Origin of the sequence: Aestuariibacter sp. GS-14 (assembly GCF_006494365.1) — a bacterium.
GTDB classification, from domain to species: Bacteria; Pseudomonadota; Gammaproteobacteria; order Enterobacterales; family Alteromonadaceae; genus Alteromonas; species Alteromonas mangrovi.
The window spans coordinates 276,841-291,180 of the sequence record NZ_VHIP01000006.1; the positions used below are offsets into that span (position 1 = coordinate 276,841).

A 14,340-nucleotide genomic window follows, 5' to 3' on the forward strand; every position below is an offset into this window, starting at 1 on the left:
CAACTCGAGACCGGTTGCCTGTGTTTAAGATTGCTACACCCAAAAGCGACGAAGAATTAGCCGCGTATTACCATTTCCGGTGGCAGTATCTGCGTCAGCCCTGGAATTTCCCGCCCGGTTCAGAAAAAGATGAATACGAACAGGTGAGTGAACACCGTGTAGTGCTGAATAACAAAGGCGACATAGTGGCGTGTGGACGCGTGCACCTGAATACCGCCGAAGAGGCTCAGATCCGCCATATTGCTGTGCATAGTGGCTATCAGCGCAAAGGACTGGGTCAGTTAATTCTGAATGCCCTGGAAGCCGTTGCCAGAGAATTAGGCGCAATCAGAGCGGTAACCAACAGCCGCGAAATTTCCATTGAGTTCTTCAAGGCTTGTGGCTTTAAAATTGAACGTGAAGCCCCCAATGAACTGGGCTTGTTAAAACGCCAGCAAATGGTAAAAAAGCTCGATGATTTTTCGTTGCTGGTACTGCATCCGGACTGGTGCCAGGAGCTACAGGATACCTGGTCAGAAACCATTCCAATTACCGAACATATGGGCATAAAACTGCACCAGTTTACCGGTAAAACACTGGAAACCCGTGCATCACTCAACAAAAACATCAACATACACGGCACCATGTTTGCCGGCAGCATATTCTCTTTAGCCACACTCACTGGCTGGGGTATGATCTTTTTGCAGTTAAAAGAACGCGGCTTAACCGGTGATATTGTGCTGGGCGATGGCAACATTCACTATCACAAACCGATTACCATGAAGCCGCGGGCAGTCTGTAATCTGGAACGATTAAAAGGCAAGTTTACCACACTGGAAAAAGGCAAGAAGTGCAAGCTGGAACTGGAAGTACAGGTATTAGACGATACCACGCCGGTTGCTGAATTCCATGGTATTTACTGGATACTCCCATCCGCACAGAAAGTCTGAATAAGGCAAAAAAAACGCCTCAGAATCGAGGCGTTTTTTTGTCATGCTTAACTGGCTCAGGCTGCCATTGCGGCCTGCAGTTTTTTCATTGCGTTCTTTTCAATTTGACGAACGCGCTCTGCAGAGACCTGATATTTATCTGCCAGATCTTGCAGGGTAGTTTTGTCGTCGGCTAGCCAACGAGTCTCAATGATTTCCTGACTGCGCTCATCCAGTGTTTTTATGGCTGAGTACAAACGCTTAGTTGCATTTGAATCCCAGTCATCGCTTATTACGCTGGTTTCTACATCAGTAGACTTGTCTTCCAGATACTGAACTGGCGCGAAGCTTCCACTTTCTTCATCGTCGGCAGACAAATCAAATGCCTGATCCTGCGAGCTCATGCGGGCTTCCATTTGCAGCACTTCTTTGGTGCTTACACCTAATTCGTCTGCAACGGTTTTTACTTCTTCATGAGTGAACCAGCCAAGGCGTTTCTTTGATTTGCGCAGGTTGAAGAACAACTTGCGCTGCGCCTTGGTAGTAGCCACTTTCACGATGCGCCAGTTTTTCAGCACAAACTCGTGAATCTCCGCTTTGATCCAATGTACCGCAAATGATACCAAGCGCACGCCTACAGAAGGGTCAAAACGTTTAACCGCCTTCATCAATCCGATATTACCTTCCTGAATCAGGTCAGCCTGAGGAAGGCCATAACCGGAATAAGACTTGGCAATGTGCACAACAAAACGCAGATGAGACATAACGAGCTTACGTGCAGCGTCGATATCTTCGTCTTCACGCAAGCGTAACGCGAGTTCGCGCTCTTCTTCCGCAGTTAGCATGTCAATTGTACTGACGGCCTGAATATAGCCTTCAATGCTACCGCTATGAGGAACGGACAACGCCATTGTTTGCAACTTATTGCTCATAATCACCTCAAAAAATCCCTAGCACACCAATATAACAAACAAGTTAATTATGTGCGACGCCAAGACGATAACTCACCGACTTCGCAAACCCTGAATATAGGGTCATTACTTCTATTATTCAAGACCGTTTTTATGAAAAAAAGTTCCAATCCCAGTCTATTTTTGAATAGCAATTAAATGTCATACAGGTATATTACGGTTCAGTGAATAACAAACGATCAACAATAACAAGTTGTTTGCGCTTAACTGCTGTATTTCGAGGTTTGAATGTTTGCGTATATTGCAAGACAACCCATCGTCGACACCAATAAACAGCTCTATGCCTATGAGCTGCTCTTCAGAGACGGGGAACAAAATTGTTTCCCAAACATATCGCCTGATGAAGCGACGTCACGAATTCTTACGGAAAGCCATTTGAATGTGGGCATTGACGAAGTAACCGGTGGTGCAATTGCGTTCATTAACTTCCATACTGATACCCTGCTTCACCGCTTTCCAACCAGTCTGACGCCAGCCGATGTGGTGATTGAAATCACAGAAACCGTAGAAGTGTCAGATAATTTGGCCATCGCCTGTAAGCAATTTGCTGAGCAAGGTTATGCACTGGCGCTGGACGATTACGACCTCGACGAAAAATGGCTCTCGTTGCTGCCTTATATCAGCATTGTTAAGTTCGATATTACAACCGTAACCGACGACCAGATTCGCAATACCATTCCCTTCTTAAAAGAGAAAGGCATAAAACTGGTAGCGGAGCGCATCGAAACCGCTCAACAGTTCAAGTATTACCTTGACCTTGGTTTTGACTACTTTCAGGGGTATTTTTTCGCCAAGCCGCAAATCCTGAAACACCGGAAGCTTGGGTCTAATGAACTCAATTTGCTGGAATTACTGCAAGAAAGTACCAGACCCGAATTAGACATCGGCAAAATTAATCAAATCCTCGAACGGGATGTTTCCTTGTCGTATCTATTGCTGCGATTTATTAATAATCCCACGGTAAACAAACGCAACGAAATTACTTCGCTTAAACACGCCATGACATTTATGGGGCAGGAAGAAGTACGCAAATTTATTGCGCTTCTCACACTGGCGAATATGTCAGGGGATAAGCCAGGCGAATTACTCACCATGAGTCTGGTAAGAGCAAAATTCTGCGAGTCCATACTGATTGCATTAAAACAATGTGATGAGCGCAATGCCGGATTCCTAACCGGTTTGTTGTCGTTAATTGATACACTGATGCAACAGGACATGCGAACATTAGTAGATAAACTGCCATTACCCGAAGAGGCAAAAGCGGCGCTATGCGGCAACAAAAACACCCTGAAAGACTGCCTTCATTTGGTAAAAGCATTTGAAATGGGACAATGGAGCGCCGTGAAGACACTCGGCTCTCGCCTGAAACTCAAACAGGTTGAATTACACCAGTACTACACAGAGGCATTGCAATGGGCCGCTGACATCTGTAAAGGCACGATAAAGTAGTAGTTGACGTTTATGCGAAAAAGGCAATATAAATTGATCATTATCTAACAAAAGATGGATCAAACTTTAACCATCGGTTAAAGTTTACATTAGGTCTCTATGCGCTGAGCCCGTTGTACCAGAAGGATTATCCAGAGTCATGTTCGCCTTTATTGCACGACAACCTATCTTAGATCGCGACAAGGAAGTATTTGGTTACGAACTCCTGTTTCGCGACGGAAAATCTGGCGCTTATCCTTCACACGATGCAGACAAAGCCCGGTATATTGCCGAACACTTTCACACGTTGGGGCTGGATGATATTTGCGGGGATAAAACGTCATTTATCAACTTTCAGAGTGAAACCCTGATATCCGGATTGCCCACTGCATTAAACCCCGACACCGTAGTAATTGAACTTTCAGACTATCCCATGCAGCAAACTGCATTGGTGGATGCCTGTAAACACGTAAAACAACTCGGCTTTAAACTGGCCATTGATGACCCGGCTATGATTAGCGGTCAGCACTCTATTTTTCCACTTATCGATATATTGAAAGTGGATGTTACCAAAGCCAACTACGAAATTATCGAGAAGAACATTCCCCGTTTTCTGGCTTCACATATTCAATTAGTCGCTGAAAATGTAGATAACCATGATGATTTTGTGGTGTGTCGTGAACTCGGGTTTGATTTTTTCCAGGGCTATTTTTTTGCCACACCGGAAAAACGTATTCAGCGCCAGTTACCCGCATCCAAGTTGAATCTGGTTGATTTAATGGGCGAAAGCTCAAGTTCGCAGTTTAATCTGGATCGCATAAACCAAATCGTTGAACGCGATGCAGCGTTGTCGTTCCTGCTGTTGAAATTTATCAACAACCCGACAATTAATAAGCGCTACAAGATCACATCGCTTCGCCATGCACTCAATTATATGGGTGAAGTGGAAATCAAAAAATTCATTGCGTTGTTGTCACTTGCCAATTTAGGTGACGACAAACCCCTGGAACTACTTCACATGTCGCTGGTAAGGGCCAAGTTCTTTGACTTACTGGCTCACGAGCGCGGTTTAAACTCAGATCCACCTATTGGCTTTTTGATTGGCTTGTTCTCATTACTCGATGCCCTGCTGGATCAGGATATGCCGGATGTATTGCGCCAGCTTCCCCTTACTGATGAAGTAAACGACGCGCTATTGGGTAAATCTGCAGAGTTCAATCATTACAAAAAGCTGGTTCGCGCCTTTGAAAGCGCACTGTGGATGAATGTGATCAGAGAATCCCGGGAATTGAATATCGATCAAAAATACCTGCACAGTTTATACAATCAGGCGATTGTGTGGGGAAATGGTATTCGCAAAACCTTGTCGGCGTATTTCCCTAAGAAAATCGTTACTGACAAGTAACGCCTTATTACATCAATTCTCGGAATTCTGGGCGTTTTTCCGGGCTGTGGCGCTTAACATGCGCAATCAGCGCCGGAAACAAGGCAAGAAAAGCGGCTTCAAATGCCGCATAATTCGCTTTAACTTCAACAATACTGCCGTAGAACTGATGGCGAAACCGGATCCTGCTGGCGGTGCGATCCAGTACAGCCTCAAGCTGTAATATGTCATCATACCCCGCCAGCCATTTGTGATTAAGCATGCTACCCACCATGCGTTGCATTGGCGGCGGCATGTGTTCATGGCGTTCCGCAAGTCCTGTGTAAACCCGCTGGGAGAATGAGGCCAGGGATTCTGCTGAAAAGGTATTCCAATGACGCAACAAGAAGTGGTCGAAGCAAATATCCAGCATAATACCGGCAAACCGCCGCCGGACAGGACTAACTAATTGCCTGGCAAGGATTACAGACTGATGTGCGTCGGTGAATTTATCCACCAATATATGATTTGCTAAACCTGCCTGAACCGCAACATCATACAGTTCAACATTAACACCACGCCGGAAATCCCCTAAGAGATTACCAAAATAGGAATCAGGATGAGGTTGCGCCAGAAAAAGATGCGCTAGGTAATTCATAGAATACCAGGTAGATGCCAACAGCAGGTAATGATTGCCCCTGCTGTATATACGTAAAGGAAGGCACTATTGCGGCTCAATTTCCCGCACATGTCGCTGCACAGAAATCAACGATCCCACCAGGCCAAGTAACACCGATAACACCAGCATAGTTACCAGTGCGCTACCGGTTAAACCGGTAATACGAAAGCTCTTATCGTACAGGGCAGCAAATGCCTGAATACTGCTATCCATCCACCATAAAATCAGGATCACCGCCATCCAGGCAATTACGCCCCCTAACAACCCGTACCAAAAACCGGTATACAAAAACGGGCGATGGATAAAGCTATCGGTGGCTCCCACCAACTTCATCACCAGGATTTCATCGCGTTTATTCAATATATTCAAACGGATAGTGTTACCTACAATCAACACAACCGCAATGAACAACAGCACACCTATAATGGTGACCAGTTCAGTGGCGATGTTCAGAAACCGGTATAGCCTTTCCAGCCATTCGATGTCGAGTTTACCAATATCCACTTCTCGTTGTTGCTGCAGTTTTTCAAGCAGCAACCGGGCTGAAGTAGGCGCAATGTGCTTTTCATTCGGGGTAACCAGCACCACATCAGGCAAGGGATTTGACTCCAGATATTTCACCGCATCCCCCAGTCCAGATAGCTGCTGAAACTCGGCCAGCGCATCATCGGCGGGTATATACACAACTCTGTCTATCTCTGACCAGGTTTGTAACCGTGTAATAAGTTGTTGTGCACTGCCTGCAGAAGTGCCGGATTTCAGGAACAGGGATATTTCTGCGGCCTGTTCCCAACCCGCACTGATTTTCTCGGTATTTTTAACCAGGATATACAGGGTACTTGGCAAGGTTATACTCAGTCCTAACACGCCAATGGTCATAAGCGATGCCGCAGGTTGACGCCATAGCTCACCCAGGCTCCCCAGGGCCTGTCTGACGTGATTAACGAAGAACATCACTGTACGCTGCAGGATATTTACTTTGCGCTCACTGGCACCCTGACTGCGGCCCTTAAAAAGAATACTCATAACATAGCCTCGTCTTCCGTTAAGCCATCGGTAATCATTTTGCCGTTTTTCAGGGTGAGCGTGCGGTATTTCATACGGGCAATCAGGCCCAAATCGTGGGTTGCAATTAATACAGAGACCCCCGCCTGATTAAAGTCTTCAAACAAGCGTACAATTTCCATCGACAATTTAGGGTCAAGGTTACCTGTTGGCTCATCGGCTAAAAGCAATGGTGGCTTGTTCACTACTGCCCGGGCAATACCCACCCGTTGTTGTTCACCACCCGACAGGGTAATAGGTAAATTGCGAGCTTTACTACTCAACCCTACCATTTCCAGTGCAGCGTCCACGCGTTTACTGATCTCTTTGTGGGAATAGCCTTCAATCACCAGTGGCAGGGCGACGTTGTCGAACACTGTTTTTTCCATCAGCAACTGATGGCTTTGGAAAATCATGCCTATATCACGGCGGATGTAAGCAATCTGACGACGCTTAATCACATTCAAATCATGACCATTAATCAGTACGCGCCCAACGGTGGGGCGCTCCATTATGCTTATAAGTTTAAGCAGTGTGCTCTTCCCTGCGCCGGAATGACCGGTCAAAAATGCCATTTCGCCTTGTGCAATATGAAAATCCACTTTTGACAGTGCCCGCTGGCCACCGGGATAAGTTTTGCTTACCTGCTCAAATCTGATCATCGTTGATCCTGACTACTGATTATTGTTGTTATTGTGCTTACTCGCCTTTTTCCGCCTCAGCAAAGAGTGCTTCAATGAATTCTTCGCCGTTAAAGCTGCGCAAATCATCAATACCCTCGCCAACGCCGATGTAGCGAATGGGAATAGCAAACTGATCGGCAATGGCAAAAATAACACCGCCCTTGGCCGTCCCGTCGAGCTTAGTTAATGTGATACCTGTTAATCCTACAGCCTGATCAAACAATTTGGCCTGGCTAACTGCATTCTGACCGGTGCCCGCGTCAAGCGTGAGCATTACTTCGTGAGGTGCTGACGGGTTGATCTTCTTCATCACCCGTACCACTTTTTTCAACTCTTCCATTAAGTTGTCTTTATTTTGCAGACGCCCGGCAGTATCGGCGATAAGTATATCAATACCGCGAGCTTTAGCCGATTGCAAGGCATCAAACAATACAGACGCACTATCGGAACCCGTTGGTTGAGCGATTACAGGAATATGGTTTCGCTCTCCCCACACCTGTAATTGCTCAACTGCAGCGGCACGAAATGTGTCACCAGCAGCCAACATGACCTTTTTGCCCTGCTGCTGGAACTGCTTTGCCAGTTTGCCAATAGTGGTGGTTTTCCCTACGCCATTTACACCGACCATCAGGATCACAAACGGGCCATCGGCTTTATTGTGACGGGCAATGACTTCGGGTAACGGTTTATCCACATTCGTGAGCAGGCCTTTTAACTGCCCTTTTAGCAACTGATACAGCGCATCGCCATCTTTTAGCTGAGAGATTTTGGCTTGCTCAGTTAACTGTTTGATAATTTTACCCGTGGTGTCCATTCCCACATCTGCAACCAATAACTGCGTTTCGAGCTCCTCGTATAGCTCTTCATCAATCGTTTTGCCTTTAAACAGGCTAACAATGCCACTGCCCAGATTGGCCTTGGTGCGCGACAAGCTGGCTTTCAGACGACCAAAAAACGAAGCTTTCTCCTCTGCAGGTGGAACAGCCTTAGTGACGGGTTTTGCCACGGGCTCGCTGGATGGAACGGAATCTGGTACTACCAGAGCCGGGGCGGAAGCCTCATCCACTGCACTAACAGCCTCAGGCTCGATGGTGGCAACGGGCTCTGTTGGAGTAGCTGTATTTACGGGCGCTGACTCTACAGGCGTAGCACCCTGTACATTTGCAGCTGGTGCTTCACTTTGTGTTTTTTCTTCGGGCTTTTTCTTGTTCAACCAGCCAAAAAGTTTAGACATAGTGCTGATAAATCCTTACTGAGATTCCGCGTTCTGCGGTAAACTGGAGACAAATTCAATCAATATCGGCGAATCATAGCATTCTCTGGCACAATGAATCGAGTAGCAAAAAAATCTCAGCGTCCATCCGGGCGGAGCGGCAGTGTAAGGATCATTAGCGGGCAATGGCGTGGAAGACGCTTGCCAGTGCTGGATGCGGAAGGACTAAGACCCAGTACAGATCGCACCCGGGAGACCCTATTTAATTGGTTAATGGCTGACGTACAGGATGCCCGGGTACTGGATGTGTTTGCGGGCTCAGGTGTACTGGGTATGGAATCCTTGTCGCGTTTTGCCAGCGAAGCCACCTTTATTGAAAAGAATAGTCAGGCGGCAGGTCAGTTGAAAAAGAACCTGGCATTGCTCAAAGCACAAGCCACTGTGCACCAGGGTGATGCTCTGCAGGTGTTGCCCGCCTTATCAGGCCCTTTTGACCTTATCTTTATCGATCCACCTTTTCAACACAATCTGGTTAACCCTGCCCTACAGGCTTTACAGCAACATGGGTTAATAGCCGAATCAGCAAAAATCTACATTGAACAGGAAGTCGGTGCCCCGCCATTACTGCTACCCCAAGGAGTAAGTGTGTTGAAACACAAGCAAACCGGGCAATTCAGTTATTACCTGTTAACCGCCTGACTTTAAGGCGGTTAACAAAGCCATTCACTGGCTAATCCCGTTCGATTCCAATATTGCTGATCCCTTCACTGGCGGCAATATCTTTCAGCGTTTTTAACATGTCCAGCCATGGCTGATCACTTTGCACTGCATCCAGCAGTTCCTGTTGAATGGCAATTTCAAACTGCATGAGTGGGTGAGTTTTTACTGTTTCGTCAGTAGCTTCTCCGGTAGCCAACAGATAGGCTTCCACACTGCCCTGGGACAGCTTGCTCACCACTACCGCCCCTTGCGGGTCTTCTTTTAAAATCAGATTAATGGTAGCCGACATCGCGATAGCCGCATCAATAGCAGGATATACACCGTAGTTATCAAAATCACTGGTATCCGGCGTGGCTTCTTCTACCTTTTCCAGTTGCGTTGCAAAATTCACTTTACTTTTAGGGTTAGCCAGCACTTCCCACATTAAATTCAGGCAGTGGCTAAGCACGGTGGGATCCCCAAACTCAGTGACCTCACAAAAAAGCTGATAATTGGGCACCATTCTATCCAGCAGCGCTACGCTGAACGCAATTGCATTTCGGCCTTCTAACGCGCGCACTTGCGCAAACGTGGACAATTTATTATTCAAAATACCTCTCCGGGGCTAACCTACTTGCGAAAAGTACGTGCCGACACCGTTTAAAAACATTTGTATTGCAATCATCACCAGAATCATGCCCATCAGCCGCTCCATAGCAGCCAGGCCTCGCTCGCCAAGTATACGATGAAATACACCAGAAAAAAGTAAAATGGCTGCACTGACCAGCCAGGCAGCGCCCAATGCCAGCGCCCAATCCGCCATTCTATCCGGACTTTGATTCGACAATAAAATTAATGCGGCCAATGTAGAAGGCCCGGCAATCATGGGAATAGCTAACGGCACGATGTAAGGCTCTTCGCCTGCTGCCAATCCAATCGGGCTGGTGCCTTTTACCGGAAAAATCATCTTCAATGCAATTAAAAACAAAATAATACCGCCAGCGATGCTCACGGTTTCCTGTTTAACGTTGAGAAAATCCAGTACTGCCTGTCCGCTAAACAGAAACACATACAAAATAACCAGCGCAAACAACAACTCACGAATCAAAATGAATCGGCGACGTTTAGGCTCAATCATTTTCAGTACCGACATAAAGATCGGCAGGTTACCCAACGGGTCCATAATCAAAAACAGCATGACCGCTGCAGACCAGGTATCCATTAATTTTCCTCTTATTAAAAATGCACTCTTGCCATAGAGATTGTTGATTACTGGCATTTTTGCCCGGCAGAACAAACATTAACTTTTTATTCACAAACAGACATTTTTGCGCTTTACTCTATCTACCTCTAACAACACAGGTTGCAAAGATGAGCTTAATGACTGTGCGGGAAGTAGCGGACTTCCTCAATGTACAAGAAATTCGGGTAGAACGATTACAACGAGAAAGTTTACTGGTCGCCAAAGATAAAGACCAGGAAGGCAGTCCATTGTTCGATCGCACCGACGTAGAAAAATATAAAGCACTTGCCGAGCGCCTTGGTGGTATCTGACACGTATCGGAACCATTTATAGCAAGCACAATAAAACCGTCCCGCTAAAACAGGACGGTGTTGTCTTTATTTACCTATTCAGCTGAGCGAAGAAAGGCTGCGAGTGTTTTTATACCCGCACCTGTGCCACCTGCTGGCATCTCCGCGTTAGCACTACCGTGGTAAGCCGCTGCCAGGTCTAAATGCAGCCAGCCTTGTTCGTTACCGGTAACAAAACGCGATAAGAAGCCCGCCGCGTTGGATGCACCACCGGCGCCACCACCTTTTTGCGCCCGTGAGTTCGCTGTATCAGCAAATGCAGAAGGGCAACGGTCCTGGTGCCAGGTTTCCAAAGGTAACGGCCAGAACTTTTCCTGTTCAGCCTTAGCCACATCCAGCAGCGATTGTGACAGCGCTGGATTCAGGCTAAATACCGCGTGATAGTCGTAGCCCAGCGCTACCGTAGCGGCTCCGGTGAGAGTGGCGGCATCCACAATATACTTAGCCTTCGATTCCACGGCGGCGATTAATCCATCGGCAAGTACCAATCGGCCTTCGGCATCGGTATTTACGATTTCCACACTGGTACCGTTTTTATAGGTAAGAATGTCGCCTAATTTATAGGCATGGCCGCTCACCAGGTTTTCTGCACAGCACAGATATAATTTTACGCGTTTATTTAGCCCTTGCATGATGGCTAGCCCTAAAGCGCCCGTCACCGTTGCAGCACCGCCCATGTCACACTTCATGTCCAGCATACCTTCGCTGGATTTCATACTGTAACCACCGCTGTCGAAGGTAATCCCTTTGCCTACCAGCGCCGTTGACACTGGCGTATTGCTTTCTCCTGCTGGATTGTAATCCAGTTGCAGGAACACGGGTTCACGGTCACTCCCACGCCCTACATTGTAGATCCCTGTCCAGCCCTGCGCCTGCAGCGCTTCACCGGCTATCAGCTGATAGCTCACGGCATCGGGTGCCAGCGACTTTAACCAGTCAGCCGCGCGTTGAGCCAACGCCATTGGCGATAACACGTCTGGCGTGTCATTGATAAGCTTGCGCGTAAACAACAGCGCCGAGAATGCCTTTTCTAACTCTGCTTTGTCGCTGTTGTCGCAAAACACAACCCGGCCGGGTCTGAAAGCCCGCGTAAAACTGCCCGCAAATGTCCATTGCTCGTTTTTCTCCCACGTTCCATCCAGTACCACAACTGGTATATTCATGCTGTCGAGTTGACGAGCAGCGCGACGGATAATCCGTAATCGGTCCTGCTTTTCATTAATGTGAATCAGCGCCTGATCACCGGAAATACTCAGCACGGCTTTTTCACCCCAACTCAGCGCAGCAGGGGTATCCGTGATCTTCACTTGCATGTCAGTCATAATGTCCTCATGTTTTATAACGTGATTCGTTTATGCAGTTTACTTCACCTTTGCTACGCGGCACACTGATTCGTCGATACAAACGCTTTTTTGCCGATATATTGCTCGATTCCGGCGAACACATCACTGCGCACTGCCCCAATACCGGCGCAATGACAGGATGTGCTGAACCTGGCTTTATTACCTATGTGAGCCCTGCTAACAACCCCAAGCGTAAACTTAAATTCACATGGGAACTGGTCTTTACCCCACAACAGCACTGGATTGGGATTAACACTCAGCATGCCAACACGTTGGCCAGCGAAGCGATTAAACAGGGTATTCACCCATTGTTTGAACACTTACAGGCGGTTCGCCGAGAAGTAAAAGCGCCAGATGGTCAATCAAGGTTTGATTTCTGCCTGACCCAGCAGGATAATTCACTCTGTTATCTGGAAGTTAAATCCGTTACCCTGGCAGACGGTAAACAGGGCTATTTTCCAGACGCGGTAACCACAAGAGGCACAAAACATGTGCAAGGACTTGCCGAACTTGCAAGAACCGGTGTTGATACCTGTCTGTTCTTTTGTGTGCAGCACAGCGCTATTGAACAGGTCAGTGTTGCCCACCACATAGACCCAGCCTATGCTTTAGCAGTGGAGGATGCTGTGGCCGCCGGCGTAAAAGTACTTGCCGTAAGCTGTAAAATGAGTGAAGAAAAAATCACTATAAATCAATTGCTCCCGGTTATTTTGTAAAAAAAGAGTTGATTTTTAAGATTTGGACGGCATATTTGCGGCTTGCTGAAAAAAGCCCGCATTTTTTATGGGTGCGGCAATAGCGCATACGATTAATAGGAAACGTGTGCCGTAATCAGTTAAAGACACTTTACGTTGCCTGTACAACACGATTCTGTTATAGATAACCGTTTATTTCAGGACATTTAGGGTGTCGTAGTGTAGGAGATGTGGCACATGCCAGCTGAGAAAGAAACCAAATCCCTTGGCCTTTTGGCACTTGCCGGGCTTACCCCGTACCAGTCAAAAGACAACGAAGAGTATATGAACGAAGCTCAAATGGAGCATTTTCGTTTAATACTGAAAGCCTGGCGTAATCAGTTGCGTGAAGAAGTGGATCGCACTGTTTCGCACATGAAAGATGAAGCGGCAAATTTCCCGGACCCAGTTGATCGTGCAGCTCAGGAAGAGGAATTCAGTCTGGAGCTGAGAACGCGGGATCGCGAACGCAAGCTGATTAAGAAGATTGAGAAAACCTTGAAGCGCATTGAAGAAGACGATTTTGGCTTCTGCGACTCCTGTGGTATCGAAATCGGTATTCGCCGTTTAGAAGCCAGACCCACTGCAGACTTGTGTATTGACTGCAAAACCATGGCTGAAATAAAAGAGAAGCAACTGCAGGGTTAATCCTTGTAGCCATATCGGCCTGTTTTTATAAGCAGGTCGTTTGCTTCGCTACTTAACCTTTGCCTCACCACTGTGATGCAGGATTTCTTGTCCCCTATTTCCACTAATTCATCCCAAAACGGATACGTCGGCAGGTTTGCTCCGTCACCGACAGGTCCCTTGCATTTTGGATCATTGCTTGCGGCACTCGCCAGCTACTTAGACGCGCGGGCGAATAACGGTCGATGGATCCTGCGCATGGAAGATATCGATCAACCGCGATGTGTAGACGGTGCCGATCAGCTTATTATGCAAGCACTGTTAGCCCACGGACTTCAATGGGATGGCGATGTATGGTATCAATCTGCGCGTTTACCTGTATATCAGGCTGTAATTCAGCGGCTAACAGCGCAGCAGCAGGTCTATGGCTGTGTTTGCACCCGTAAGCAAATTCGGGCGCAGGGTGGCGTTTATCCAGGCACTTGCCGCAAGGCTAATCATTCAACCGTAGGTCACGCCGTCAGGTTGCAATGTAACAGCATGGTGACGTCTTTCTCCGATGCCATCCTGGGGCAAATTTGTGTCACCGAGCCACACGCACTGGAAGATACGTTACTGCAGCGCAGCGATGGCATTTACAGTTACAATCTTGTGGTGGTGGTGGACGATATCGCCCAGGGCGTAACGCATATTGTACGGGGCAGTGATTTACTGGATACCACCGCCGCCCACCTTACTCTGTATAAAACACTTGCCGCCATTGCCCCCGCTTATGCCCATATTCCGGTAGCAGCAACTGCGAAAGGGCGAAAATTAAGTAAACAAAACCACGCCAGGGCGTTGGATTTGGCCACCCCAGAAGACAACTTGCTACGCGCTTTGGCCTTTTTGGGTCTGTCTTCGGTGAAAGGCGACACGGTATCAGATATATTAGACGCCGCTACTGCAAACTGGCAGTATGGAAATGTGCCTAAAATGCAGGAAGTTATTGTCGATGAGACAGAATCTACTTATCATACCGGCCGAAATAATTGAGGAGTAATCACCATCATTAC

The 14,340-nt window shown here is 47.3% G+C and carries 15 protein-coding genes and 1 pseudogene; 8 read left to right on the plus strand and 8 right to left on the minus strand.

Going from position 1 to position 14,340, the window contains the following annotated elements; all coding sequences use genetic code 11:
* Window positions 1-20 precede the first annotated feature (20 nt).
* Window positions 21-929 (plus strand): bifunctional GNAT family N-acetyltransferase/hotdog fold thioesterase, encoded by a 909-nt coding sequence (locus FJ444_RS12385; protein WP_140958610.1) that lies wholly within the window; start codon window positions 21-23, stop codon window positions 927-929.
* A 56-nt stretch (window positions 930-985) separates the two neighbouring features.
* On the opposite strand, the gene rpoH is transcribed toward FJ444_RS12385, so the two are convergent.
* Entirely contained in the window at window positions 986-1,840 is an 855-nt protein-coding gene (gene rpoH, locus FJ444_RS12390) for an RNA polymerase sigma factor RpoH (protein WP_140958611.1), read from the minus strand.
* Window positions 1,841-2,107: 267 nt separating this feature from the next.
* Here rpoH and FJ444_RS12395 point away from each other — a divergent pair, with 267 nt between their 5' ends.
* The gene (locus FJ444_RS12395; protein WP_140958612.1) at window positions 2,108-3,328 is read left to right on the plus strand and encodes an EAL and HDOD domain-containing protein; all 1,221 of its coding nucleotides are present in this window, start codon (window positions 2,108-2,110) and stop codon (window positions 3,326-3,328) included.
* 139 nt (window positions 3,329-3,467) lie between these two features.
* On the plus strand, window positions 3,468-4,712 hold the full coding sequence (locus FJ444_RS12400) for an EAL and HDOD domain-containing protein (RefSeq protein WP_140958613.1): 1,245 nt from the start codon (window positions 3,468-3,470) through the stop codon (window positions 4,710-4,712).
* Between the two features lie 7 nt (window positions 4,713-4,719).
* Here the strand turns inward: FJ444_RS12400 and FJ444_RS12405 are convergent, their stop codons facing one another.
* From FJ444_RS12405 to ftsY, 4 genes and pseudogenes are all read right to left on the minus strand, one after another.
* Complete coding sequence (locus FJ444_RS12405) at window positions 4,720-5,328, minus strand: ACP phosphodiesterase (protein WP_140958614.1); 609 nt, start codon at window positions 5,326-5,328, stop codon at window positions 4,720-4,722.
* A 66-nt stretch (window positions 5,329-5,394) separates the two neighbouring features.
* Window positions 5,395-6,375 (minus strand): permease-like cell division protein FtsX, encoded by a 981-nt coding sequence (gene ftsX, locus FJ444_RS12410; RefSeq protein ID WP_140958615.1) that lies wholly within the window; start codon window positions 6,373-6,375, stop codon window positions 5,395-5,397.
* Window positions 6,372-7,055: a cell division ATP-binding protein FtsE gene (ftsE, locus tag FJ444_RS12415; protein ID WP_140958616.1), complete on the minus strand. Its 684-nt coding sequence runs from the start codon at window positions 7,053-7,055 to the stop codon at window positions 6,372-6,374. Before ftsE ends, ftsX begins: the two co-directional genes overlap by 4 nt.
* A 37-nt stretch (window positions 7,056-7,092) precedes the next feature.
* A pseudogene (gene ftsY, locus FJ444_RS12420) lies at window positions 7,093-8,043 on the minus strand (signal recognition particle-docking protein FtsY); the annotation flags it as partial.
* A 360-nt stretch (window positions 8,044-8,403) separates the two neighbouring features.
* Here ftsY and rsmD point away from each other — a divergent pair.
* Window positions 8,404-8,988 (plus strand): 16S rRNA (guanine(966)-N(2))-methyltransferase RsmD, encoded by a 585-nt coding sequence (gene rsmD, locus FJ444_RS12425; RefSeq protein WP_140958618.1) that lies wholly within the window; start codon window positions 8,404-8,406, stop codon window positions 8,986-8,988.
* A 31-nt stretch (window positions 8,989-9,019) separates the two neighbouring features.
* Here the strand turns inward: rsmD and FJ444_RS12430 are convergent, their stop codons facing one another.
* Window positions 9,020-9,601, minus strand: coding sequence for a YjaG family protein (locus FJ444_RS12430; protein WP_140958619.1), 582 nt, complete (start codon window positions 9,599-9,601; stop codon window positions 9,020-9,022).
* Between the two features lie 12 nt (window positions 9,602-9,613).
* Entirely contained in the window at window positions 9,614-10,210 is a 597-nt protein-coding gene (locus FJ444_RS12435; RefSeq protein WP_140958620.1) for a YhgN family NAAT transporter, read from the minus strand.
* A gap of 149 nt (window positions 10,211-10,359) precedes the next feature.
* Here FJ444_RS12435 and FJ444_RS12440 point away from each other — a divergent pair, with 149 nt between their 5' ends.
* Window positions 10,360-10,542, plus strand: coding sequence for a helix-turn-helix domain-containing protein (locus tag FJ444_RS12440; RefSeq protein WP_140958621.1), 183 nt, complete (start codon window positions 10,360-10,362; stop codon window positions 10,540-10,542).
* A gap of 74 nt (window positions 10,543-10,616) precedes the next feature.
* Here the strand turns inward: FJ444_RS12440 and pepB are convergent, their stop codons facing one another.
* On the minus strand, window positions 10,617-11,903 hold the full coding sequence (gene pepB / locus FJ444_RS12445) for an aminopeptidase PepB (RefSeq protein ID WP_140958622.1): 1,287 nt from the start codon (window positions 11,901-11,903) through the stop codon (window positions 10,617-10,619).
* 32 nt (window positions 11,904-11,935) lie between these two features.
* Between pepB and sfsA the strand changes: the two genes are divergently transcribed.
* The 3 genes from sfsA to gluQRS all read left to right on the plus strand — a co-directional run bounded on the left by sfsA (window position 11,936) and on the right by gluQRS (window position 14,320).
* Window positions 11,936-12,640: a DNA/RNA nuclease SfsA gene (sfsA, locus tag FJ444_RS12450; RefSeq protein ID WP_140958623.1), complete on the plus strand. Its 705-nt coding sequence runs from the start codon at window positions 11,936-11,938 to the stop codon at window positions 12,638-12,640.
* Between the two features lie 216 nt (window positions 12,641-12,856).
* Window positions 12,857-13,306: an RNA polymerase-binding protein DksA gene (dksA, locus tag FJ444_RS12455; RefSeq protein ID WP_140958624.1), complete on the plus strand. Its 450-nt coding sequence runs from the start codon at window positions 12,857-12,859 to the stop codon at window positions 13,304-13,306.
* 75 nt (window positions 13,307-13,381) lie between these two features.
* Window positions 13,382-14,320 carry a tRNA glutamyl-Q(34) synthetase GluQRS gene (gene gluQRS, locus FJ444_RS12460; RefSeq protein WP_255439149.1) on the plus strand — a complete coding sequence of 313 codons (939 nt, stop codon included), beginning with the start codon at window positions 13,382-13,384 and terminating at the stop codon, window positions 14,318-14,320.
* The last annotated feature ends 20 nt before the right edge of the window (window positions 14,321-14,340 follow it).

Excerpts from the sequence above, each read along its gene's own strand:
- rpoH (WP_140958611.1), bottom strand. The coding sequence starts at position 1,840 with ATGAGCAATAAGTTGCAAACAATGGCGTTGTCCGTTCCTCATAGCGGT.
- ftsE (WP_140958616.1), bottom strand. The coding sequence starts at position 7,055 with ATGATCAGATTTGAGCAGGTAAGCAAAACTTATCCCGGTGGCCAGCGG.
- FJ444_RS12440 (WP_140958621.1), top strand. The coding sequence starts at position 10,360 with ATGAGCTTAATGACTGTGCGGGAAGTAGCGGACTTCCTCAATGTACAA.
- dksA (WP_140958624.1), top strand. The coding sequence starts at position 12,857 with ATGCCAGCTGAGAAAGAAACCAAATCCCTTGGCCTTTTGGCACTTGCC.
- rsmD (WP_140958618.1), top strand. The coding sequence starts at position 8,404 with ATGAATCGAGTAGCAAAAAAATCTCAGCGTCCATCCGGGCGGAGCGGC.
- FJ444_RS12395 (WP_140958612.1), top strand. The coding sequence starts at position 2,108 with ATGTTTGCGTATATTGCAAGACAACCCATCGTCGACACCAATAAACAG.
- sfsA (WP_140958623.1), top strand. The coding sequence starts at position 11,936 with ATGCAGTTTACTTCACCTTTGCTACGCGGCACACTGATTCGTCGATAC.
- FJ444_RS12405 (WP_140958614.1), bottom strand. The coding sequence starts at position 5,328 with ATGAATTACCTAGCGCATCTTTTTCTGGCGCAACCTCATCCTGATTCC.
- FJ444_RS12435 (WP_140958620.1), bottom strand. The coding sequence starts at position 10,210 with ATGGATACCTGGTCTGCAGCGGTCATGCTGTTTTTGATTATGGACCCG.
- FJ444_RS12400 (WP_140958613.1), top strand. The coding sequence starts at position 3,468 with ATGTTCGCCTTTATTGCACGACAACCTATCTTAGATCGCGACAAGGAA.
- gluQRS (WP_255439149.1), top strand. The coding sequence starts at position 13,382 with ATGCAGGATTTCTTGTCCCCTATTTCCACTAATTCATCCCAAAACGGA.
- ftsX (WP_140958615.1), bottom strand. The coding sequence starts at position 6,375 with ATGAGTATTCTTTTTAAGGGCCGCAGTCAGGGTGCCAGTGAGCGCAAA.
- pepB (WP_140958622.1), bottom strand. The coding sequence starts at position 11,903 with ATGACTGACATGCAAGTGAAGATCACGGATACCCCTGCTGCGCTGAGT.